We start from the raw sequence: 23131 nt of genomic DNA, 5'->3' as shown, positions 1-23131 counted from the left end.
GATGGCGGCACAGAACTTGGAGCAGCCAGAATGAGTGATGTAACTTCGGACCCTGTAGTGATTGTCGGAATGTCGCGTACGCCAATGGGCGCTATGCAGGGCAGCCTTTCAGCCCTCACTGCCCCGCAGTTGGGTGCTGCGGCGATTCGCGCAGCCCTTGAGGACGCGGGTGTGGCACCTGCCGATGTGGATGAAGTGCTGATGGGTTGTGTGCTCCCGGCAGGTGTCGGTCAGGCTCCGGCACGCCAGGCATCACTGGGTGCAGGCATCCCTGTCGGCACTCCTTGCACCACTGTTAACAAGGTGTGTGGCTCCGGAATGAAGACTGTGATGATGGCCCGCGATGCCCTGCTGATGGGTGAGGGTAAGGTTATCGTTGCTGGTGGTATGGAAAGCATGAGCAATGCCCCCTACCTGCTGGCCAAGGCCCGCTCTGGTATGCGCCTCGGTCATGGAGAGGTCAAAGATTCCATGTTCCTGGATGGCCTGGAAAATGCTGCAGATGGCAAGCTGATGGGTACTTTCGCCGAATCTACTGCCGATAAGTACGATTTCACCCGCGAAGAGCAGGACGCTTTTGCCCTGGAATCTCTGGCGCGTGCCCAGGCCGCGATTGAAGGTGGTGATTTTACTCGTGAAATCTCCCCGGTCACGATTGCCTCTCGCAAAGGTGAGATTGAGGTGAGTGTCGATGAGGCCCCAGGTAATGCCCGTCCAGACAAAATCCCTCAGCTAAAACCGGCGTTCCGTAAAGACGGCACTGTAACCGCTGCGAACTCAAGCTCTATTTCTGACGGTGCTGCGGCGCTGGTGTTGATGCGCAAAAGTGAAGCCGAGAAGCGCGGCTTGAAAATTCTGGCTGTTCTCAAGGGGCAATCCCAGTTTGCCCGTGAGCCTGAGTGGTTCACTACGGCTCCGGTCGGCGCTATGCACAAGCTGCTGGAGAATGCCGGTTGGTCTGCGGCGGATGTGGACCTATTCGAGATTAATGAAGCATTTGCGGTAGTGACTATGGCTGCAATGCGTGAGCTCGATTTGCCCTGGGAAAAGGTCAATGTTAACGGTGGTGCCTGTGCCCTCGGCCACCCGTTAGGTGCTAGCGGTGCCCGTATCCTGGTTACCCTGTTGGCAGCGATGGAAAAGCGCGATGCCAAGAAGGGCGTGGCAAGCCTATGCATTGGTGGCGGTGAGGCTACAGCGGTTGCTATAGAGCGCGTATAAGTTACAGACTTGAGCGCTAACAAAAACGGAGGCAGTTGCCTCCGTTTTTGTTTGTGTAGTGCGGGAAGTATTAGTTGATGTATTCCACTGCTTTTACAACCTTCTGTACCCCGCCTACCGAGCGGGTCACTTCGGCTGCCCGTTCCGCTTCGGCAGGAGTTAGCAGTCCCATCAAATAAACAACTCCATTCTCGGTCACGATTTTGATGCGACCACTGTCTACTTCCTTATTGGCAAACAAGTTGCTTTTCACCTTGGTGGTTAGCCAGGTATCGCTGGTGCTAGCCAGTAAAGTGACTTTACCGCGCACCTGAATTTCGTTGTAGACCTGGCGAACATTCTGTACTTGTTCCGCTGTGCGCCCGGCGAGCAGGCGCAGTTCCTGGCTGGGCACCTGGCCGGTGAGCAGTACAACACCATTAAAAGAATTGATATTGATATTCGAGGTTTTCAGGTCCGGGTGAGCTTTGTTGATATTGACTGTGGTCACTGTCTCGATGCGCTGGTCATCAATATAGGTGCCAAAAGATCGCTCGCCGGGGTCCTGCTGTATGGGACCGTCATGGGTGGCCTCCAATACAGTGCTGCATCCAGCTAACAAGGTGGTTGCCGCGAAGGCAGCCAGGAGATATTTCCCCAGGGTCAACTTTTTGTTGTTCATCGTTTATTCCTCGTAGCCACCAAACAAACTACTGTCGATTAGGTCGCACAGGCAAAAAATTGTCAGAAGATGTACTTGGTGTACCTCTGCTGCGACATCGGATGGCACCCGTAGTTCAATATCATGGGTATCGAGCAGGGCGGCGCAGTCGCCGCCATCACCGCCGGTCAGTGCGAGTATGCCCATATCCCGGTCCCGAGCCGCACGCATGGCCTGAACCAGGTTTGAGTCGCGCCCATCGCTACTGATGATTACGAGAAGATCACCGGGCTGCCCCAGGGCGCGAACCGGGTGTGCGAAGGTGTCTGCACCGCCGTGGTTCGAGGCAACAGTGCCCATGGAGACGCCGTCGCTGTTGAGGGCCATAGCCGGTAAGCCGGGGCGTTCGCGCTGGAAGCCGCCGGTCAGTTGCGAGCTAAAACTTTGCGCCAATGCGCCACTGACACCATTGCCACAGAGCAGGACTTTGCTCTCTGCCAAGAGTGTATGCACCACCATTTCGCTGGCTTCTGCAATCAGCGGGGCCAGTATCTCGCCAGCGTTCATTGTGGCTTCAAGGCTGTGGTGAAAAAGGGTTACGACTCGCTGTTCCATTGTGTCCTTAATTCAGGTGAGCTCGAACTCACCATAACTTGACGGGGTAAATCTCGGTTTTGCCTCAGGCTTCGAAGGCGCTTTTAATCCACTGGACGTTTTGTGCATCGCCATCTATGGCAAGGACATCGAAGCGGCACGGACAGTCCAGTTTATGTTGCTGCAAATAGCGGCTGGCAGTGGCCAGTAGCTTAGCTTGCTTGCGTGAATCCACGCTGGCTGCGGCCCCGCCGAATTGGCTCTTACGGCGGAAGCGCACCTCCACGAACACGACAGTATCGCTTTCACGGGCGATAAGGTCTATCTCTCCGTGTGAACTGCGATAATTGCGCTCCAATAAGGTGAGCCCCGCGCGCTGCAAATAGCGGGCTGCGGCAGCCTCCATTTGGCTGCCGACAGTACCGCTTGAGCCCTTAAAAAGCCTCACGATTCCCACTTAATTCAATCGGCTCCCGCTGCGGCAACTGGGGCTCGACGGTAGTGATGGGCACCGGCACCCCTTTGTCGATTCGCGCCCACATTTGTTCGCGCACTATGCGGCCATCAGCGCTCAGGCTCAATGCGCCGGTGAGACCGTGTACTTTCTGTTCCGGGAATTGGCGCAACATAGGCAAGCGCGGGTAGAGGCGGAAGGCATCGGCACCTAGGGCATACAGTCTGGCAAAAGCCGGTACGGGCGACGCCTGCTCCTCGATATCCTGCTTGGTTTGATTGCTTTCAAATAGCCAGGGCAGGGCGGTAAAGCGAATACCGTTCATATCCCTGTCGCGATTGCGGTTGATGCTGCCACCAAAGACATGAGAGGTAGCGTATACGGGCAGGTCACTGGCGTAGTAGTAGGTCAGCATGGGGTTGAGCTGGCGCGCCTGCTGGGGTTGTGCTGCCAGGAATACCATATCGACATCGTCACGGCGTCTGGGGGTAAATTCCAGCTTTGCCGCCAGGCGACTCTGCAATTCCTTCTTGCGCGCGTTGCTGGCGGGAATTAACAGGGCATCGCTGACCAGGGCTGAGAACTTGCTGTTGTCCTTAAACGTTCGGCGAATGCTAACTGAGCCACCGAGGCGCAGCCACTCTTCTTCAAATGCTTCAGCGCCGCGCTGCCCCCAGCTATTGTCAGCGGTGAGGACCATTGCCTGTCGCTTGCCCTGCCGGTAAGCGTGCTGGGCAATTTGCCGCGCTTCATCTTCTATTGCCAGGCCAAACTGGACCAGGTCTGTGGTCAGGCGCCCCTCATCGCCGTAGTTGAGGGCGAGAGTAGGCACTGGCAGTTTTTCTGTGGCAAGCAGGTTGGCTACCTTGCTCTTATCCAGTGGGCCAACAATCATCTGCGCACCGGCATCTACGGCGCTCTGGTAAATTTCCTCAAATGGCTGATCGGAACCGGTGTCGTAAACCATCACTTTCGGAGTTGCGCCGCCAGCATTCAGAGCGGTGTAGTGGGCGGCCATAAAGCCATCCCGGATTGCCCTGCCGGCGTTGCCCAGGGGGCCGGACAGTGGCAAGAGCAGCGCCACGCGGTCTGCCCGCTGGGCGGCCAAGCGCTCTAACAGCTGCAATGCCTGTGGCGGATGGGAATTGGCACTATGGGCGGGCCAGCGCTCGCGCCAGCGGCTGAGTGCGGTCAGCTGTGAGCTGATATCCGTCTGGGTGTCGCGGCCCAGCAGGGCGAGTTGATACCAGGCGCGCATCTGGGTGTCATTACTTTGGGTGGCGCGAGCCTGCAATTCACTGGAGGGCAGCTGGGTCAAGAGATGCCAAAAGCCGTTGTTATTCTCTGTGATCGCTTCGTCGGACTGGGCGATATAGGAGATTTCGCGCCGCTCACTAATTGCGCTGTCGAGATTTCCCAGAAGTCCCCATAGGTCAGCGCGCAGGCTGCGTAGAGGTAAGGCAGTCTTCTGTGGTAACTCCGGCCACACATTTTCCAGGCGTGGAGAGGCTGCCAGGTCGAGGGCCTCAAAGAAGTCGTCGTCTGCGGCAAGTAGGCTGCCATAGACCTGTGCATAGCTGGCGAAGAGGTTGTCGTCCAGCTGTTCGGGCGTAATTTTGATTACCGCCTCTTTTGCCGTCTCTTTATCTCCCAGCTCGTATAGAATAGCGGCCGCTTGCAGGCGCTGTTGATCCCGCGCCGGTGCCGGCAGGGTGTCGGCACTGCGCAGCATACGTACAGCTTCACTGCGGCTTGCGGTGTGGCCGGCCGAATAATCCGGCTGGTAAACGTTTGGCCGGGAAGCCGGTGTCTGGCAAGCAGCCAGTGCGACTGCCAGTGAGGCAGCTGCCATTCTGGTGATTACAGTAGAGGTGCGCCGGGAAGAGGCGGACATAATCTTCTCCCGCAATATTTATATTTGGAGTGAACAGCTATGGGGCCGGATCAGGCGCTGCTTTATATTGTCGCTACGCCCATTGGTAATTTGGCCGATATGGTACCGCGAGCGATCGAAGTTCTACAATGTGCCGATCTGGTTGCGGCGGAGGACACACGTCACAGTCAGCGATTATTTTCCCATTTTAATATCGATACGCCATTGATGGCATATCACGATCACTCGGATGACAAGCGCACAGAGCAGATTTTGCAGCGTTTGGAGCAGGGCCAGACCATTGCCCTGATTTCCGATGCGGGCACCCCACTGATCTCAGATCCCGGCTATCGCCTGGTACGTGAAGCCCGGGAGCGTGGAATCAAAGTCTCCCCGATACCGGGGGCTTGTGCTTTTATCTCCGCACTGAGCGCCGCCGGACTCCCCAGTGACAAGTTTAGTTTCGAGGGATTCCTGCCGGCTAAGTCCGGTGCCCGTGAGCGAGCCCTACAGGAGTTGGCCAGTGATACCCGTACCCTGGTGTTCTACGAGGCCCCTCACCGGGTTGCCGACACTTTGGAGGCAATGGCGGCCGTGTTCGGCGGCAATCGCGAAGCGGTGATAGCCCGCGAGGTCAGCAAGGCCTTTGAAACTTTTCAGTTGATGCCTCTGGCAGAGTTGGTTGAGTGGGTCCGCGCTGACAGCAATCAGCAGCGCGGTGAGATTGTTTTGATGGTACGTGGTGCGGAGCGCTCTCGTGACAGTGAGCTGGATGGGGAGGCGCAGCGTGTGATGTCACTGTTGCTGGCAGAGTTACCGCCGAAAAAAGCGGCGGCGATCGCTGCCGAAATTACTGGAGTGAAAAAGAAAGCCCTGTACAACTGGAGCCTGGAGCAAAAATAAGGCACTGATTGCTGCAATTGCCTGTTGCAATCCGTCTGTCGCCTCTTTACTCTTCGCCGCGAGCTGGCCGGGCAATCGCTGTCGTCTTGTGCGATGGAGGAAAGTCCGGGCTCCATAGGGTGGAACGCCAGGTAACGCCTGGGGGGTGCGAGCCTACGGAAAGTGCAGCAGAGAGTAGACCGCCGATGGCTCCTTTTTTGGGAGTACAGGTAAGGGTGAAAGGGTGCGGTAAGAGCGCACCGCGCGGCTGGTAACAGTCCGCGGCATGGTAAACCCCGTTCGGAGCAAGACCAAATAGGCCCTCTATAGGTGTGACCCGCACTGAGGGCGGGTAGGTCGCTTGAGGTGTCTGGTGACAGGCATCCCAGATGAATGATTGTCCTCGACAGAACCCGGCTTACAGGCCAGCTCAACAATTTCAAAAGCCCGGCATTCGCCGGGCTTTTTTGTTTGCCTGATGTGGTGGTCCTGGCTCCGGTAGCCCTCTTTGTGTTCGCCTATTTCTTCTCGTTTAATTTCGGCTAAAGCCTCTTCTTGGCGCAAAAAAATTGATTAACTGTTAAGGGGGCGATCGTGCCAGATAGGGCTGTTCCGACTAGTTTCAATGTGCCAATATGCGCCACTTCTCTGGAGGCCGCGATTTTACAAGGGGTTATGGGGACTTTGGGGTCGAATTCCTTGACTTTGTGTCGACCAGTTTTATAGTGTCGAGAGTGGGAAAAAGTGGAAAATCGTGGAAATTTGTGGTTTATTCGCGATAAGTAAGTGGGTGTTCACACCGCCAGGTTAAAGTCGAACATCTTTCTCCATTGACCTGCCATATGGGAGTGAGTCGCGAGAGGCGCGATCTCCAAAGCGAGAACCACTAAACGTGTATTTGGGCAGCCACGCAATCAATATGGACGCCAAGGGGCGTCTGGCAATACCGGCACGCGTCCGCGATAGGCTATTGGATGAGTGTGCGGGGTGCTTGGTGGTGACTGCCCATACAGAGGAACGCTGTTTGTTGGTGTATCCGTCGCCCCAGTGGCAGCAAATTCTCCCGAAGATTGAAGCATTGCCCAGCTTTAACAAAGTGGCTCGGCGCGCTCAGCGCCTGCTGATCGGGTATGCCTGTGAGCTGCAGGTGGATGGCAATGGCAGGGTATTGATTCCGCCAACTCTGCGTGAGTACGCGGGGCTGGAAAAGAAATTGATGTTAGTGGGTCAGGGGAAAAAGCTGGAGCTCTGGAGTGAGGAGCGCTGGATGTCCTGGCTCGATGATAGTGAAGACGAAGAGGGTATGCCTGAGGAAATGGCATCCCTCTCTTTATAAGGGGAGTACCGGGTGTCTCAAGAATTGCATCGCAGTGTGTTGTTACGCGAGGCCGTAGACGCTCTGGTGACTGAGCCGGATGGGTTTTATATCGACGGCACCTTTGGCCGGGGTGGGCATAGCGCCTCAATCCTTGAGCATTTGGGGCCCAATGGCCAGTTGGTAGGGGTGGATAAAGATCCCCAGGCTGTTGAATTTGCAGAGCAGCGGTTTTCCGGTGAATCCCGTTTTTCCATTTGGCATGGGTCTTTTGCCGATATGGATAAGGCTGCCGGGCAAGCTGCCGGTAAGGTCAGTGGAATATTGCTCGATCTAGGAGTGTCTTCGCCGCAACTGGATCAGGCCGAGCGCGGTTTCAGTTTTATGCAGGATGGCCCCCTGGATATGCGTATGGATACCAGTCGGGGTATCAGTGCAGCGGAGTGGGTCAACACTGAGGCTGAGGCCGAAATGGCCCGGGTGTTTAAAGAGTACGGCGAGGAGCGTTTTGCCCGTCGAATGGCTGCTGCCATTGTAAAGCGCCGGCTGGAAAAACCATTTGAGCGCACCCTCGATTTTGCCGAGGTTGTGAAAGAGGCGAATCCGGCTTGGGAAAAAGGTAAACATCCTGCTACCCGAGTCTTTCAGGCTATTCGTATCCATATTAATGGCGAGTTGGATGATCTGCAGAGCGCATTGGATAAATCCCTGCAGTTGCTGGCACCGGGTGGGCGCCTAGTGATTATCAGTTTCCACTCTCTTGAAGACCGAATGGTGAAGCGTTTTATTCGGGAAAAAGAGCGCGGTCCCCAGTTGCCTCGTGGCCTTCCGGTTATGGATAGTCAGATAGCCAAGTCACTGCGTTCGGTGGGCAAGGCAGTGAAAGCCAACACGGTTGAAGTGGATGAAAATCAGCGGTCCCGCAGTGCAGTAATGCGGGTGGCAGAAAAGCTGGCGGGAAGCTGAGTTTATGTCTGGCAAGGCTCTACTTGGAGTGGGGGTAATGTGGATAGCGGTAATACTGTCGTCGCTATCTGTTATTCATACCACCCAACAAAGCCGAGAGTTAACTGCTGAGCTCGGTAAGGCACAAAAAGCCCACGATGAATTGCGCTATGAGCAGGAGCGTCTCCTTTTGGAGAAAAGTGCCTGGTCTGCCTATAGCCGGGTCGAACAGGTCGCTCGAGAAAAATTAAAAATGCATATGCCAGCACCTTCGGAACAGGTATTGGTAGTGGCGGATTAAGTTTTAACCGCCTTGGATGAAGACGTAAGTACCCCACTGCTTGCCCGGTGGGGTTTCTGCGTTTGGGGGCTTTGGCCTTTAAATAATTATAAAGAATTTTGCGTTAATTGAGTTTTGGAGTTCAGGCCCTGGAGAGTGGCATGCTCAGCCGGGATGCAAAATAAATAGATAACGCCAACTGGGAAAACATGGGCGCAGTCAAAAAAAGGATATTCAGCCGGGTATAGCCCGCTGGCGCTTTGCGCTGGTGGCGGTCCTGCTGTGCCTGCTCGCTCTTACCCTTGTGTTCCACTTGGCCAAACTGCAGGTAGTGCCTGCTGCTGAGCGCGGATATCGTTTCCTGCAAGACCAGGGCCGGGCCCGCACCTTGCGCACCGAAGAGATTGCTGCCTATCGGGGCTCAATAGTCGATCGAAACGGTGAGCTTCTCGCTGTCAGTACACCGGTACACAGCCTGTGGGCCAATCCCAAGCTGTTGAGTGAAATAAGCGATGCGAATTTAGTGCGCTTGGCTCGCGCGCTGGATTTACCGTCTTCCAAACTGGGCTCTCGCCTGAAGAAATACCGAAACAAAGAATTTATGTACCTGCGCCGGCACCTGTCTCCAGAAGAGGCTGAGAAAGTGCTGGACCTGGGTATTACAGGTGTTTTCAGTAAAAAAGAGTATCGGCGCTTCTATCCTGCTGGGGAGGTCGTAGCCCAGCTTCTCGGTTTTACCAATATCGATGATCGCGGCCAGGAAGGAATGGAATTGGCCTACGACGATTGGCTGTCCGGACAGCCGGGATCACGTCAGGTAATTAAAGATCTGAAAGGGCGTACGGTAAGGGATTTGGCAATTCGTCAGGAAGCGCAACCGGGCAGGGATCTGCGTTTGTCTATCGATATGCGCCTGCAATATTTGGCCTATCGGGAATTAAAGCGGGCGGTGTCGGAAAACGGCGCCGCTTCCGGCTTTATGGTGATTCTCGATACTCACAGTGGCGATGTGTTGGCCATGGCCAACCAGCCTTCATTTAATCCCAATGACCGCAAAGGGGTTAAATCGGCGGCTATGCGCAACCGTGCGCTGATCGACCAGTTTGAGCCGGGTTCTACAGTGAAACCCTTAACAGTATTGGCGGCTTTGGAAACCGGGCGCTACACCCCAAGAACAGAAATAAACACCAGCCCTGGATATATTCGCGTGCCGGGAAAAACCCTGGTGGATCCGGTTAATTACGGAAAAATAGACCTCACCAAGATTATTACCAAGTCGAGCCAGGTGGGAATTACAAAAATTGCTCTCGATTTGGAACCAAATTCTCTGCGGGGACTCTTTTATCGCTTGGGTCTGGGCGAGGCAGTGGGCAGCGGCTTCCCCGGTGAAGCACAGGGGATCTTGCCCAGTCGCAGCCGCTGGCACCCAATCGAGCGGGCTAATTTCGCCTTCGGCTACGGTTTAACAGTTAACGCTGTGCAACTGGCACAAGCCTACAGTGTACTGGCGAATGAAGGGGTTAAGCGTCCTGTTTCCCTGGTTTTATCCGGTGACAAAGTTCCGGGCGAGCCTGAGCAGGTTATTGAGCAGTCCTTGGCTGGGCAGGTTACTGCGATGTTGGAGACGGTGATTGGTGCTAAGGGTACCGGACGCCTTGCCGCTGTAGAAGGTTATCGTGTCGCCGGCAAGACCGGTACTGTGCACAAAGTTGGCAGTAGTGGCTATGCGGATAATCGCTATCGCTCAGTATTTGCGGGCTTTATCCCCGCTGATAATCCGCGCCTTGCCGCGGTAGTTGTTATTGATGATCCCAGTCACGCCAAATATTACGGTGGTGAAGTTGCTGCACCGGTATTCGGTGCGGTGATGACTGGTGCTATGCGCCTGTTGCAGGTTCCGCCGGAAAAAATTGAATCGGCGGAAGGGCAATTGGCCGCGCAGTTAAGCGAGAGGGGTTCAAAATCGTGAGTCAGCGCGAACAACATTCTGTTTCTATCAAAGAATTAGTGCCGGGATACGCCGGTATTCCCGATATTTCTGTCACTGGTATTGCCCTGGATAGCCGCAAGATAAAAGCGGGCGATGCATTTATGGCCTTGCGCGGTTCTGTGGTCGATGGTCGGGAATATATCGATGCGGCAATTACTGCAGGTGCTGCGGTAGTGCTTGCCGACGGCGACAAGTTGGAATGTAAAAGCCGTGGTGATATCCAGGTGGTCAGTGTTCCCGGTCTGGCAAAGCGGGTAGGGGAAATTGCCGCGCGCTTCCACGGTAATCCCAGTGGTGAAATGCACTTGGTTGGAGTGACTGGCACTAACGGTAAAACCACTTGCGCCTATTTGACTTCCCAATTACTGGCTCGCCACTTTGGCAGTGCAGCATTGATAGGCACCATCGGCAATGGTGTCTGGAAAGATAACCAAATCGAATTGCAGGAAACGGGTTTAACAACGCCTGACCCGGTGAGTTTACAAGCGGACTTTGCAAATTATCGCGATAGTGGCGTTGCCGCTGCCGCAATGGAAGTTTCTTCGCATTCCCTTTCTCAGGGACGTGTGCATGGGCTGATTTTTGATACGGCAATTTTTACCAATTTGAGCCGCGATCATTTGGATTATCACGGCAATATGGCCGCTTACGGCGCAGCCAAAGAGAAACTTTTCGGACTGCCTAAATTGAAGCGAGGAATCATTAACCTGGATGATCCGTTTGGCGCCCAGTTGGCAGAGCGCTGCAAATTGCGTGGCCTGCGCGTTATTACTTATGGGCTGCAGGCGGGTGATTTATATGTTGCTGATCTGCGTCGCCATGAGCGCGGTTTTTCTGTAAAACTTAATTCCCCCTGGGGCAGCGGTGAGCTGCACGCACCCTTAATCGGCGATTTTAATATTCACAATGCCTTGGCTGTCGTAGCTGCTGCAGCGGCAGAGGGCATGCCTTTTGAAGATATTCTTGCCGCTTTCCCCACTATTAAAGCGGTACCGGGGCGTATGGAGCGTGTCCTGGTTGAGGGTTCCGATGATGTGGGTGTATTGGTGGATTATGCCCATACACCAGATGCTCTTCGCGCGGCTTTAGCCGCAGCGCGCCCTTACTGTCGCGGTAATTTGTGGTGTGTTTTTGGTTGTGGCGGTGACCGGGATACGGGTAAGCGCGCGGCGATGGGGCGTATTGCCTCCGAGATGGCGGACCGTGCCATTGTGACTAGCGATAATCCGCGTAGCGAGGAGCCACAAAAAATTATCGACGATATTCTCGAAGGGGCTGCCAGTAATATCGAAGTTGAAATTGATCGCGCGACAGCGATATCTCAGACGGTATCTGCAGCCCAACCGGGGGATATTGTATTGATCGCCGGTAAAGGGCACGAGAATTACCAAATTATCGGCAGTGAAAAAATTCACTTCTGCGATCGTGAGCAAGCTGCTGCAGCTCTCAAAGCCCGCGTGGATGAACCGGGCCAGTCAAGTGAAGGCAAGGAGAGCCAAGGTGATTAATTCCCTTACGTTGCAGCAACTGCAAAGCCGTTTTGGTGGTGAGTTAATCAATGGCTCTGTGGAGTTTGAACTGGTTTGTACGGATACCCGCGAGCTGGACCCCAAATCTTTATTTGTTGCTCTGGTTGGCGAAAATTTTGATGCTCACGACTTTGTCGGTGAGCTGGATGGCCAGGTATTGGGATTGGTCGTCGATCGTGAAGTACCCAGTTGCAGTTTACCGCAGTGGCGCGTTGAAGATACGACGGTCGCATTGGGACAAATTGGCTTACTGTGTCGTGAGCAGTTTGACGGTCCGGTTGTGGCGATCACAGGGTCCTGCGGTAAAACCACTGTTAAAGAGATGCTGTCTGCAATTTTTTCCCAGAGTCATACACCCTGCGTAACCGAGGGAAACCTGAACAACCAGTTCGGTTTACCCATGACTTTGTTTGGGCTGACAGCGCAACACGATGTGTTGATTCTCGAAATGGGAGCTAACGGCCCTGACGATATTGGCTACCTGTGTAGTATCGGCAAGCCGCAGGTGACGGCGGTAAATAACGTAATGCCAGCGCATGTCGAGGGCTTTGGCTCTGTTGATGCTATTGCAAAAGCCAAGGGCCAAATTTATACCAGTTTGGATGTATCGGCGACGGCGGTGATCAATACCGATGATGGCTATGCGAATTACTGGTTGGAGAATATGCCCGAAGGGGTAAAGACTCTGGGTATTGGCTTATCCAATGAGTGTGCTATCCATGCGGATAATATTGTATTGAACCCTAACGGTTGCCCTTCATTTGACTTGGTAATTGAAGGCGTTGCCCACCCTGTTAGCCTGAAATTGCTTGGTGAGCACAACGTTCACAACGCTCTCGTTGCTGCTGGATGTGCTTTTGCTGCGGGAATACCTGCGGTGGAAATAATCAGCGGACTTAACACGGTGACGGGGGTTGCTGGGCGCTTGCAGGAGCAGGCAGGTATAGCCGGTGCAACCGTTATCGATGACAGTTACAACGCGAACCCGGGCTCAGTAGGTGCGGCCATTGACTTGCTGTCACAGCGTTCAGGTAAAAAAATTCTGGTGCTGGGGGATATGGCCGAGTTGGGGCCGGACGCGGAGGAAATGCATAGAAGCGTTGGAGCTTTGGCACGAGAGCGGGGCTTGGATGCGCTGTTTACCTTGGGGCCGCTGGGTACTGCCGCCAGCATGGCCTTTTCTGCGGGGAGGCAAGAGTCGCTGCGCAATTATCGCGAGAGAGAACCCCTGGTTACTGCTCTCGCTCAACAATTGGATGAACAAACCACAGTTTTGGTTAAAGGATCACGCAGCGCCCGTATGGAATTGGTAGCGCAGGCACTGCTTGGCAATAGCAGAGGGGAGAAGTAATGCTGCTTTGGCTAGCGGAGCTATTACAACAACATGTCAGCGGATTTTCGGTATTTAACTACCTGACAGTGCGCGCAATTCTTGCTGCTTTGACGGCTCTGGGTATTTCATTACTTGTGGGTCCGCGCATGATTCACTGGTTGAACCATTTACAGGTGGGGCAGGCTGTTCGCGATGATGGTCCACAAAGCCATTTGAGTAAATCTGGCACCCCGACTATGGGCGGCACCTTGATTCTCGCCTCAATTTTTGCCTCAGCCCTACTCTGGTCTGACCTCAGCAATCGTTACGTGTGGGTTACTTTATTAGTTACCTTTGTTTTCGGTGCTGTGGGCTTCGTGGATGACTATAAAAAAGTCGTTTATAAAAACCCCCGTGGCCTTATTGCTCGCTGGAAATATTTCTGGCAATCCGTTGCCGGGTTGGGTGCAGCTATTTATCTGTATATGAGTGCTTCAAGCCCGGCAGAGACCCAGTTTTTTGTTCCCTTTTTTAAAGATGTTGCGATAAACCTGGGACCGATATCTTTTATATTGCTGACCTACTTTGTCGTTGTTGGCTCCAGTAACGCGGTTAACCTGACTGATGGCCTCGATGGCTTGGCGATTATGCCTACTGTGATGGTGGGTGGAGCACTTGGGGTGATTGCTTATTTATCCGGCCATATGGAATTTGCTGACTACCTGCATATTCCCGCAATTCCAGGAGCTGGGGAGTTGGCGGTGTTCTGCGCTGCTCTCGGTGGTGCCGGACTTGGGTTCTTATGGTTTAACACTTATCCGGCCCAGGTGTTTATGGGGGACGTGGGCGCTCTGGCACTGGGGGCGGCGCTGGGAATTATTGCGGTAATTACCCGTCATGAAATTATTCTGTTCATCATGGGTGGTGTGTTTGTGATGGAGACGGTTTCCGTAATTTTGCAGGTGGCATCCTTTAAATTAACGGGGAAGAGAATTTTTCGCATGGCGCCTCTGCACCACCACTTTGAGTTAAAAGGGTGGCCGGAGCCCCGAGTCATTGTGCGCTTTTGGATTATTACCGTCATTCTGGTCTTGGCTGGTTTGGCAACACTGAAAATTCGATAAATAGATAAATGAGCCTGATCGCGACTTCTTCACAGCAGAAAGTGGTAATAGGTCTTGGCGCTACCGGAAAGTCGGTGGTGCGCTACCTGCTGCGTCACGGCCATACGCCGGTCGTGGCAGACAGTCGCGATAACCCGCCGGGGCTCGAAGCTTTTCGTCAGGAGTTCCCAGAGGTTGCGGTGGAAACAGGTCCATTGCGCCCGGGGACAATACTCGCGGCGAGCTTGATTATTGCCAGCCCCGGAGTTGCGCTTGCTGAACCCGTATTGCAGCAGGCGATTGCGGATGGGATTCCTGTGGTTGGGGATATTGAGTTATTTGCCCAGGCTCTGACTCGGATGCAGTCGACAGCAAAGCTCGCCGCGATCACCGGCTCCAACGGAAAGAGTACAGTGACCACACTCCTGGGGGAGATGGTTGAAGAAGCGGGGCTGATAGTTGATGTGGGTGGCAATATCGGTGTACCGGTGCTGGATTTGCTTGAGAAACCTCTGCCGGACATCTTTGTTTTGGAGCTTTCCAGTTTTCAATTGGAAACCACCTACTCGCTGGCGCCTACTGTAGCCACCATTTTAAATATGAGCGCGGACCATATGGACCGCTACCCCAGTATGGTGGAGTACCACCGGGCCAAGCAGCGTATTTATCGCGGAGCGGATCAGTTCGTGATAAATCGCGCGGACCCTTTATCCCAGGGGCCTCTTTCCCGAGAGAGACGGGAGTGGAGTTTTGGGCTTGATCAGCCGGATCTCAATCAGTTTGGCCTGCGCTTGCATGAGGGGCAGAACTGGTTGGCTCGAGGCACAGAAGTTTTAATGCCTGTGGCCGATTTGGCTATGGTGGGTAAGCATAATATTGCCAATGGTTTGGCAGCCCTGGCAATGGGCTATGCACTGGACCTGCCCACTGAGGCGATGCTAAAAGTTTTACGCAACTTTCGCGGGTTGAAACATCGCTGTGAGCGCGTGGCTGATTTTGAAGATGTTGTTTATGTTAACGATTCAAAAGGCACCAATGTAGGAGCAACCCAGGCGGCATTGGATGGCTTGGCTACGGCAACCAGTAAAATAGTGCTTATTGCTGGAGGGGATGGCAAGGGTGCTGATTTTGCCCCCTTACGGAAAAGTGCAAGAGCACTCCGGGCTCTGGTTTGTATCGGTGTAGATGGAGACAAAATAGCAGGTGTCTTTGATGGCCTGTGTGAGATTCGCAGGGCTAGCACAATGGCAGAGGCCGTCGTTGAGGCCAGACAATTAGCCAATGGCGGTGACTATGTATTGTTATCACCGGCATGTGCCAGCTTTGATATGTACCAGAACTTTGAAGCCCGCGGTGATGATTTTCGCCAGGCCGTTCTGGAATTATGCGATACCGCTGGTGACTCCCTTTGAGTGCCCAGGTTATCAAGGCTCAAGGTAGTGAATGGCAGGATGGGCTGCTGCTACTCAGTGTTCTGGTTCTGGCTAGCATCGGTGTGGTGATGGTTGCTTCAGCATCTATCGCCTTCGCTACGGATATTTATGGTGACCCCTGGTATTTCCTCAGGCGTCATTTGGCTTTTTTGATGGTTGGCGGATTAGCTGGATTTGTCGTTAGTCAGATTCCCCTGTCAATTTGGTCGCGACTGTCCTGGCCATTATTACTGTTTGCTTGCCTGTTATTGATTGCAGTGCTTGTGCCGGGGATTGGACGGGAGGTGAACGGTAGCCGGCGTTGGCTGGTATTTGCAGGCATAACTGTGCAACCCGCGGAAGTGGCTAAGTTCTGTCTGCTAGTTTTTTTGCCAGTTTTTTAACACGTCGAAATAAGCAACTACGCCATTGGACCAGCTTTATGGTGCCAGTGGTGATTCTCGCAACGGTTGCTCTGTTACTGCTTTTACAGCCGGACTTCGGTTCGGTGGTTGTAATTTCAGGCACCGTGCTGGCAATGGTTTTTTTGGCGGGAGCGCGCCTCCCCCATACTTTTTTATTGGTAGCTGCGGCTGCGAGTGGACTGGCGTTAATGGCACTGATGAGTCCCTATCGCTTACAGCGATTGCTGACGTTTCTGGATCCTTGGGGGGATCAGTTTGCCAGTGGCTACCAACTTACCCAGTCCCTGATTGCATTTGGTCGCGGAGAGTGGTTTGGAGTTGGTTTGGGCAATAGTGTGCAGAAACTGTTTTATCTGCCTGAGGCTCATACGGATTTTATTTTTGCCATTCTGGCAGAGGAATGGGGAATGTTGGGTGGCGTAGTGCTGGTAGGGCTTTTTGTTGTTCTCACCTACTCACTGCTCCGCCTGGTAAAAGAGGCCCTGGTGCAGGAGAAATTTTTCGTTGCACTTCTAGCTTTTGGTATGGCAGTGCTATTGGCAGGACAAGCTTTCGTGAATATGGGCGTTGCTTCAGGCCTGTTGCCGACTAAAGGGCTAACGCTGCCATTTGTCAGCTCTGGTGGCAGCAGCCTGATTGTATGTTGTGCATTACTTGGCTTGGCGATGCGGATTCGGGCTGAACTAAAAGAGCCTGCTGAAAACGGAAGCGGGGGGCTTGAGCTTTTGCGTCAGCTGCCAATATTCCATTCAACCAAGTTCAGTGTGAAGGGCAGCAACGGAGAAACGGTTTGATGTCTGAAGTAAATAAGCGTTTTTCTGGAAAGAAGTTTTTGCTGATGGCCGGTGGTACCGGCGGTCATGTGTTCCCAGCGTTGGCTGTGGCTAAAGCGTTGCAAGAGCAGGGAGCTGTTGTCGAGTGGTTAGGTACTGCCCGTGGGATTGAATCCCGTTTAATACCTGCGGCGAATATTCCTTTGCACTGCATTAAAGTGGAGGGTATTCGGGGGAAGGGAAAGTTGGCCTTACTTAAAGCCCCGTTGCAAATTTTGCGGGCAATTGCTCAGGCCAGGACAGTTGTTAAGCAGGTACAACCTGATGCAGTACTCGGCTTTGGCGGCTTTGCGACCGGCCCAGGGGGCGTTGCAGCCCGTCTCAGGGGGATACCGTTGATTATTCACGAGCAAAATGCTGTTGCCGGAACGACAAACCGCTTGTTAGCGCGGATTTCCAGCCAAGTGCTTGAAGCATTTCCCAGTGGGTTACCCGGTGCCAGGCAGGTGGGTAATCCAGTGCGCAAAGAAATTGCAGAATTGCCTGAGCCAGAAACACGAATTGGCAGCCAGTCGTCTCTGCGCCTTTTGGTATTGGGCGGTAGTCTCGGTGCTGTAGCAATTAATGAACTGGTTCCTAAGGCAATCGCATTGCTGAAACCCTCCCTGCGCCCGGTAGTGGTCCACCAGGCTGGAGAGCGCCACCTTCAGGCTGCCAAAGACGCCTATAAAGAGGCGGCAGTAGAAGCTGAGGTGCTCCCTTTTATTGCGGATATGGCTGAGGCCTACCGCTCTGCGGACCTGATTATTTGCCGTTCCGGGGCTTTGACTGTTTCTGAAATTTCAGCGGCGGGAGTCGGTGCAATCATGGTGCCTTTCCCCTTTGCAATTGATGATCATCAAACGCGTAATGGCGAGTGGTTGCAAAATGCTGGCGGAGCGATTGTTATGCAGCAGCGGGAAATGGACGAGCAGAAGTTATCCGGCTTGTTACAAAGCCTGTTAGAAGATCGTCAGAAACTATTGCAAATGGCGACCTCCGCGCGGCGCGCGGCAAAAACTGATGCGACTGAGCAAGTGGTTAACGCTTGCAGAGAAGAGCTGGCCTCGGCCAGGTAACACAGAATAAGTGGACGAAGGTTAAAGTAATGTCTTCAGTGCGGACAAACGAAGATAAAAGTTATGCGGTACCGGCCATGCGCCGTATCCGCCGTATCCACTTTATTGGGATCGGTGGTGCCGGTATGAGCGGCATTGCAGAGGTATTGCAGAACCAGGGCTACGAAGTCTCAGGTTCTGACCTGCGTGAATCTGCGGTTACTGATAGATTGCGCAAATTAGGGGTTAAGGTCCAAATCGGACACAGCGAGGAAAATGTTCGCGGCGTTGATGTTGTTGTTAACTCCTCTGCCGTACATGGCGATAACCCGGAGCTGATTGAAGCGAGAGAAAAGAGAATCCCTATTGTACGCCGTGCCGAAATGCTCGGTGAACTGATGCGCTATCGCTATGGCATTGCTGTGGCGGGAACCCACGGAAAGACCACCACGACCAGCTTAATCGCCTCAATCTTTGCAGCAGATAAAAAAGATCCGACCTTTGTTATCGGTGGCCTGGTCAACGCTGCCGGTGCCAATGCTGCCTTGGGCGAAAGTCGCTATCTAGTGGCTGAAGCTGATGAGAGCGATGCGTCTTTTATTCACTTACAGCCGATGGTGACGGTGATTACCAATATCGATGCGGACCATATGGAAACTTATGGTGGCGACTTCGAAAAGGTGAAACAGATCTTTATTGATTTTGTACACAACCTGCCATTTTACGGTCTGGCGGTAGTTTGCGGGGATGATACCAATGTTCAGGAAGTCATCCCCAAGTTTTCCCGCCCGGTTCTGACCTATGGATTTGATGAGGGTAATGACTACCGCATCGTTGAAGTAAAGCAGGAACCTCTGCGCAGCCATTTCACGGTACAGAGACCCAAAGGTGATCTATTGCAGGTTTCTGTGAATACACCGGGTATTCACAATGTTCTCAATGCGACTGCAGCAATTGCTGTAGCTAGTGATGAAGGCGTTAGTGATGAAGCAATTCGCCAAGGTCTAATAGGCTTCCAGGGCGTTGGTCGTCGATTCCAGATCTACGGTGATTATGCCGTTAGCGATGATACCGAAGCTGATAAGGTGATGTTGGTAGATGACTACGGCCACCACCCACGTGAGGTAGCCGCTACTGTAAAGACAGTTCGAGATGGCTGGCCGGATCGTCGCTTGGTAATGATTTATCAGCCCCACCGTTATACCCGTACACGGGACTTGTTTGAAGACTTTGTTCAGGTCCTCTCTGAAGTGGATAAGTTGATTTTGCTGGATGTATACAGTGCGGGTGAAGCGCCAATTGCCGGTGCCGATGGCAGAACGCTTGCGCGAAGTTTACGCAACAGGGGACAGGTAGATCCGATTTTTATGGAAACTATCGATCAGGTTCCCCCGGTATTAGCTGATCTGTTGGAGCCAGGTGATATTGTCCTGACCCAGGGAGCTGGCAACGTCGGAGCACTTTCGCAAAGGTTGGCTGATTGGCGCTTGGGCGAGCGCAGCGGCGAGGGCTAAGTAGCTAGTGAAAGGAGCTGGAACGAAATCAGCCGGGAGAAAAAAAGACAGCTCGCGGAGCGAGCCCTCTTGGAACCGATGATCCCGAGAAGCTTCGTCTGAACTGGAAGCGGTGTTTTTTTTATTGGTGATGTTCGCAGGCTTTAGTGCTTTGCTCTATGGTGCAGTTTGGTTATGGCGATGGGTGCCATCGGTTGAGTTGAGTAATGTTGATGCCCTGGAGCAAGTTGAAGTACGCGGGGCTTTTAATGCGGTAACTGAAGAAGAGTTAAGAGAGGTGCTTCTTCCTCACTTGAAAGCGGGCTTTTTTCAGCGGACATTCAGGCGATGCAGCAGACATTACTGTCTAACCCCTGGATTACTTCCGCCTCGGTGAGCAGGCGTTGGCCGAAGGGTGTTGAGGTTGATATCACTGAAGCACAACCTCTCGCGACCTGGGGTAAAGATAAATTGTTGGTAGCGAGTGGGGATCTGCTGCCGCGTCCGTCACATATGGGGGTTCAGTCCCTGCCCGAGCTTGCCGGGGATGAAGAATTGGTAGAGCGGATTATGCTGCAATACCGCGCGCTTGCGGGGTTACTGACCACGCGGGATATGGAGGTTAAGCGGTTGTCATTTGACGACCTAAGCGGTTGGCATCTGGAGTTAGTGTCGGGAATTGAATTAAAACTTGGCCATGATGCTTTATTGGAGCGGGTACACCGTTTTCTGTATTTGAGTCGGGGTGTACTGGCGCCGCACTTGCAAAAAGTTGTCAGCGTCGATACGCGCTACAGCAATGCGGTAGCGGTTCAGTGGAAAGACGAAGAAAAGTAAACATCGAGACAGCCCGGGTGGCTGTTTTATAGATAAAAGTTTAAAAGCGAATGCTGTGTTCTGGTCCGATAGCAGAACCTGAAACAGAATGCAGCTCAGCGGGGTTGGCACGAAAATGACACAGGTATCCGATCAGCGCATGATTGTTGGACTGGATATAGGCACCTCTAAAGTAGTCGCTATTGTCGGTGAAGCTTCCGGTGATGGGGAACTTAATATTGTCGGTATCGGCTCTCATCGTTCCACTGGAATGAAAAAGGGCGTAGTGGTTAATATTGAATCAACCGTGCAATCTATACAGCGCGCTGTGGAAGAAGCTGAGTTGATGGCGGGTTGTGAAATTCACTCTGTGTACGCAGGGATTGCGGGAAGTCACATTCGCAGCTTGAACTCTCACGGTATAGTTGCGATTAAGGATCGAGAGGTTACCCAGCAGGATCTCGATCGTGTTATTGATGCTGCCAGGGCTGTCGCTATTCCTGCGGACCAGAAGATTTTGCACACGCTTCCGCAGGAATACCTGATTGATAATCAGGAAGGGGTAAAAGAACCTCTCGGAATGTCTGGTGTTCGCCTCGAAGCAAAGGTCCATTTGGTCAGCGGTGCGGTGAATGCCGCACAAAATATTGAAAAGTGTATTCGTCGCTGTGGTCTGGAAGTAGAAGATGTCATTCTTGAACAATTGGCTTCAAGTTACGCAGTCCTGACCGAAGATGAAAAAGAGTTGGGAGTGTGCATGGTAGATATTGGTGGAGGAACTACCGATATTGCTGTGTTTACTGGTGGATCTATTCGGCATACGGGTGTGATACCGATTGCTGGAGACCAGGTTACCAATGATATTGCCATGGCTTTGCGCACACCGACACCGCACGCAGAAGATTTGAAAATCAAATATGCGTGCGCATTGGCAAAGCTCGCTCGGGAAGGTGAAACCATCAAGGTGCCGAGCGTTGGTGATCGCGCGCCCAGGGATTTATCCCGACAGGCATTGGCCGAGGTCGTTGAGCCGCGCTACGACGAATTGTTTACATTAGTACAGGCGGAGTTACGTCGCAGCGGCTTCGAAGATTTGTGTGCGGCGGGTGTAGTACTTACCGGCGGCTCTTCAAAAATGGAGGGCGCGGTTGAACTGGCTGAGGAAATTTTTCATATGCCGGTTCGCCTAGCAGTGCCTCAGGGTATTGCAGGTTTGACGGATATCGTCAGCAACCCAATTTATTCCACTGGAGTTGGATTATTGATGTATGCGATGCAGCAGGAAGAGGCTCGAGAGGGCAAAATACAGCCTGTGCGCAACGATAATCAGTGGTGGGACAAGGTAAAGCACTGGTTTCGCGGAAATTTGTAATAGAGTGCAACCAGATTTAGCCATCCGGTGAAGGATTTTTTTAGGCATGGCTGTAAAATTCGACATGAGCAAGAAAGGGGAACAGCAATGTTCGAACTAGTTGATAGCGTACAGGATAAGCCTGTCATCAAGGTGATTGGTGTCGGCGGCGGTGGTGGTAATGCTGTTAAGCATATGATCGCCAATGATGTTGAGGGCGTAGATTTTATCTGTGCAAATACAGATGCACAGGCCCTCAAAGATGTTGAGGCCCGCACTATCCTGCAACTGGGTAACACAATTACACGCGGTTTGGGCGCAGGGGCAAACCCGGATATTGGCCGTCAGTCCGCACTTGAAGATCGCGATCGCATTGCTGAGGTATTAACCGGTGCGGATATGGTATTCATCACTGCCGGTATGGGCGGTGGTACCGGTACCGGTGGTGCGCCGATTGTCGCTGAGATTGCAAAAGAACTGGGCATCCTTACCGTTGCGGTAGTTACTCGCCCATTTAAGATCGAAGGGCGCAAACGCACAGTTGTAGCTGAAGAGGGTATCCTTGAGCTGCGTGATAAAGTTGATTCTCTGATTACTATCCCCAACGATCGTTTGCTGGAAGTACTCGGTAGCAAGATCACAATGAAATCTGCTTACAAAGAGGCAGATAACGTTTTATTGGGTGCTGTACAAGGCATTGCCGACCTGATGATTCGTCCGGGCATCATGAACGTGGACTTCGCCGATGTGCGCACCGTAATGTCTGAAATGGGCATGGCGATGATGGGGTCCGGTTCTGCCGTCGGTGAAAACCGTGCGCGCGAAGCGGCTGAGAAAGCCGTGCGAAGCCCGCTACTGGATAACGTCAACCTGGCAGGTGCTCGCGGTATCCTGGTGAATATCATCACCGGTAGCGAAGAGGCGGGCTGTCAGGAACTGACCCTGGGTGAGTACTCTGAAGTAGGTGAGATTGTCCAGGAAATCGCCTCCGATGAAGCTACTGTGGTTATCGGTACAGCGGTAGATGATAAGCTCGGTGATGAGATGCGGGTTACCGTTGTGGCCGCAGGTCTTGGAGAGGGTACTCCTGCAGCGCGTCCGGCGAAGGTGGTGGATAATACTCGCCGCCCAGAGCCTCGCGAGCCTGTTCGTGAAACCCGTGAGGTTCGCGATAATCACAGCGCTCACGCTGGCCACAGCTCTGCGGGACTGGCAAGCCGCGAGGCCATTGATCCGCGCCCTCGTGCTGAAGCGGAGCGCCCCAAGCGCCCGGCTCCTGCCCTGAATCCCGCTGATGCGGATATGGAGTACCTGGATATTCCAGCCTTCCTGCGCCGTCAGGCAGACTAGGAAACGGTACCGCAGAGGCAGAACACCGCTCATGTCTGCCCGGCTCCGGCTGGGTATTGCCGCTGCGGTGCGGCTTTTGCTCGGGTCTACCTTGTCGAATGGGTGGGCCCTTGCCCCGTTTGTGTAGATTTTGATCAGAACTGGTGAGTCGCAATAACTATCTAAAATAATTAACAATTATTAACAGCGCTTGCGGAGCTTAGGATCTTAGAATGCTGTCATAGCGACATGCGTTGGCGCTGCAATCTTTGCTTGATCTATCCTCATATAGGTAGG

The 23131-nt window shown here is 53.2% G+C and carries 21 protein-coding genes and 1 other RNA gene; 18 read left to right on the top strand and 4 right to left on the bottom strand.

Annotated elements, in window-relative coordinates:
- Positions 1 to 30: 30 nt before the first annotated feature.
- Entirely contained in the window at positions 31 to 1221 is a 1191-nt protein-coding gene (locus QT397_21250) for an acetyl-CoA C-acyltransferase (protein ID WNZ55362.1), read from the top strand.
- Positions 1222 to 1291: 70 nt separating this feature from the next.
- Here QT397_21250 and QT397_21245 read toward each other — a convergent pair whose 3' ends face one another.
- The 4 genes from QT397_21245 to QT397_21230 form a co-directional block, all read right to left on the bottom strand.
- A complete protein-coding gene (locus QT397_21245) occupies positions 1292 to 1882 on the bottom strand; it encodes a BON domain-containing protein (protein WNZ55361.1) in 591 nt (196 codons plus the stop codon).
- 3 nt (positions 1883 to 1885) lie between these two features.
- Positions 1886 to 2476 carry an SIS domain-containing protein gene (locus QT397_21240; GenBank protein ID WNZ55360.1) on the bottom strand — a complete coding sequence of 197 codons (591 nt, stop codon included), beginning with the start codon at positions 2474 to 2476 and terminating at the stop codon, positions 1886 to 1888.
- A gap of 64 nt (positions 2477 to 2540) precedes the next feature.
- Positions 2541 to 2903: a YraN family protein gene (locus QT397_21235; protein WNZ55359.1), complete on the bottom strand. Its 363-nt coding sequence runs from the start codon at positions 2901 to 2903 to the stop codon at positions 2541 to 2543.
- Complete coding sequence (locus QT397_21230; GenBank protein WNZ55358.1) at positions 2890 to 4803, bottom strand: penicillin-binding protein activator; 1914 nt, start codon at positions 4801 to 4803, stop codon at positions 2890 to 2892. The genes QT397_21235 and QT397_21230 overlap by 14 nt, the downstream gene beginning before the upstream one ends.
- Positions 4804 to 4842: 39 nt before the next feature.
- Here QT397_21230 and rsmI point away from each other — a divergent pair, with 39 nt between their 5' ends.
- The 17 genes from rsmI to ftsZ all read left to right on the top strand — a co-directional run bounded on the left by rsmI (position 4843) and on the right by ftsZ (position 22855).
- Complete coding sequence (gene rsmI, locus QT397_21225; GenBank protein ID WNZ55357.1) at positions 4843 to 5685, top strand: 16S rRNA (cytidine(1402)-2'-O)-methyltransferase; 843 nt, start codon at positions 4843 to 4845, stop codon at positions 5683 to 5685.
- A 59-nt stretch (positions 5686 to 5744) separates the two neighbouring features.
- Positions 5745 to 6101, top strand: an RNA gene (gene rnpB / locus QT397_21220) — RNase P RNA component class A.
- 455 nt (positions 6102 to 6556) lie between these two features.
- Complete coding sequence (mraZ, locus tag QT397_21215; GenBank protein WNZ55356.1) at positions 6557 to 7000, top strand: division/cell wall cluster transcriptional repressor MraZ; 444 nt, start codon at positions 6557 to 6559, stop codon at positions 6998 to 7000.
- 12 nt (positions 7001 to 7012) lie between these two features.
- Positions 7013 to 7945: a 16S rRNA (cytosine(1402)-N(4))-methyltransferase RsmH gene (gene rsmH, locus QT397_21210; GenBank protein WNZ55355.1), complete on the top strand. Its 933-nt coding sequence runs from the start codon at positions 7013 to 7015 to the stop codon at positions 7943 to 7945.
- Positions 7946 to 7949: 4 nt separating this feature from the next.
- Positions 7950 to 8225: a cell division protein FtsL gene (ftsL, locus tag QT397_21205; GenBank protein WNZ55354.1), complete on the top strand. Its 276-nt coding sequence runs from the start codon at positions 7950 to 7952 to the stop codon at positions 8223 to 8225.
- Between the two features lie 247 nt (positions 8226 to 8472).
- Positions 8473 to 10173: a penicillin-binding transpeptidase domain-containing protein gene (locus tag QT397_21200; protein WNZ55353.1), complete on the top strand. Its 1701-nt coding sequence runs from the start codon at positions 8473 to 8475 to the stop codon at positions 10171 to 10173.
- Positions 10170 to 11702: a UDP-N-acetylmuramoyl-L-alanyl-D-glutamate--2,6-diaminopimelate ligase gene (locus QT397_21195; protein ID WNZ55352.1), complete on the top strand. Its 1533-nt coding sequence runs from the start codon at positions 10170 to 10172 to the stop codon at positions 11700 to 11702. The genes QT397_21200 and QT397_21195 overlap by 4 nt, the downstream gene beginning before the upstream one ends.
- The gene (murF, locus tag QT397_21190) at positions 11695 to 13074 is read left to right on the top strand and encodes a UDP-N-acetylmuramoyl-tripeptide--D-alanyl-D-alanine ligase (GenBank protein WNZ55351.1); all 1380 of its coding nucleotides are present in this window, start codon (positions 11695 to 11697) and stop codon (positions 13072 to 13074) included. Before QT397_21195 ends, murF begins: the two co-directional genes overlap by 8 nt.
- A complete protein-coding gene (gene mraY, locus QT397_21185; protein ID WNZ55350.1) occupies positions 13074 to 14159 on the top strand; it encodes a phospho-N-acetylmuramoyl-pentapeptide-transferase in 1086 nt (361 codons plus the stop codon). Before murF ends, mraY begins: the two co-directional genes overlap by 1 nt.
- 8 nt (positions 14160 to 14167) lie before the next feature.
- Entirely contained in the window at positions 14168 to 15550 is a 1383-nt protein-coding gene (gene murD / locus QT397_21180) for a UDP-N-acetylmuramoyl-L-alanine--D-glutamate ligase (GenBank protein WNZ55349.1), read from the top strand.
- Complete coding sequence (locus QT397_21175) at positions 15547 to 15954, top strand: FtsW/RodA/SpoVE family cell cycle protein (protein ID WNZ55348.1); 408 nt, start codon at positions 15547 to 15549, stop codon at positions 15952 to 15954. Before murD ends, QT397_21175 begins: the two co-directional genes overlap by 4 nt.
- A gap of 38 nt (positions 15955 to 15992) precedes the next feature.
- Positions 15993 to 16769: an FtsW/RodA/SpoVE family cell cycle protein gene (locus tag QT397_21170; protein ID WNZ55347.1), complete on the top strand. Its 777-nt coding sequence runs from the start codon at positions 15993 to 15995 to the stop codon at positions 16767 to 16769.
- The gene (gene murG, locus QT397_21165) at positions 16769 to 17866 is read left to right on the top strand and encodes an undecaprenyldiphospho-muramoylpentapeptide beta-N-acetylglucosaminyltransferase (GenBank protein ID WNZ55346.1); all 1098 of its coding nucleotides are present in this window, start codon (positions 16769 to 16771) and stop codon (positions 17864 to 17866) included. The genes QT397_21170 and murG overlap by 1 nt, the downstream gene beginning before the upstream one ends.
- 29 nt (positions 17867 to 17895) lie before the next feature.
- The gene (gene murC, locus QT397_21160; GenBank protein ID WNZ55345.1) at positions 17896 to 19359 is read left to right on the top strand and encodes a UDP-N-acetylmuramate--L-alanine ligase; all 1464 of its coding nucleotides are present in this window, start codon (positions 17896 to 17898) and stop codon (positions 19357 to 19359) included.
- Positions 19360 to 19686: 327 nt separating this feature from the next.
- Positions 19687 to 20175 carry a cell division protein FtsQ/DivIB gene (locus QT397_21155; GenBank protein WNZ55344.1) on the top strand — a complete coding sequence of 163 codons (489 nt, stop codon included), beginning with the start codon at positions 19687 to 19689 and terminating at the stop codon, positions 20173 to 20175.
- A 115-nt stretch (positions 20176 to 20290) separates the two neighbouring features.
- Positions 20291 to 21526 (top strand): cell division protein FtsA, encoded by a 1236-nt coding sequence (ftsA, locus tag QT397_21150; GenBank protein ID WNZ55343.1) that lies wholly within the window; start codon positions 20291 to 20293, stop codon positions 21524 to 21526.
- A gap of 87 nt (positions 21527 to 21613) precedes the next feature.
- Positions 21614 to 22855: a cell division protein FtsZ gene (gene ftsZ, locus QT397_21145; protein ID WNZ55342.1), complete on the top strand. Its 1242-nt coding sequence runs from the start codon at positions 21614 to 21616 to the stop codon at positions 22853 to 22855.
- Positions 22856 to 23131: the final 276 nt, after the last annotated feature.

It is taken from the genome of Microbulbifer sp. MKSA007, assembly GCA_032615215.1.
Lineage (GTDB): Bacteria > Pseudomonadota > Gammaproteobacteria > Pseudomonadales > Cellvibrionaceae > Microbulbifer.
This window is presented reverse-complemented; position numbering and strand designations above follow the sequence as displayed.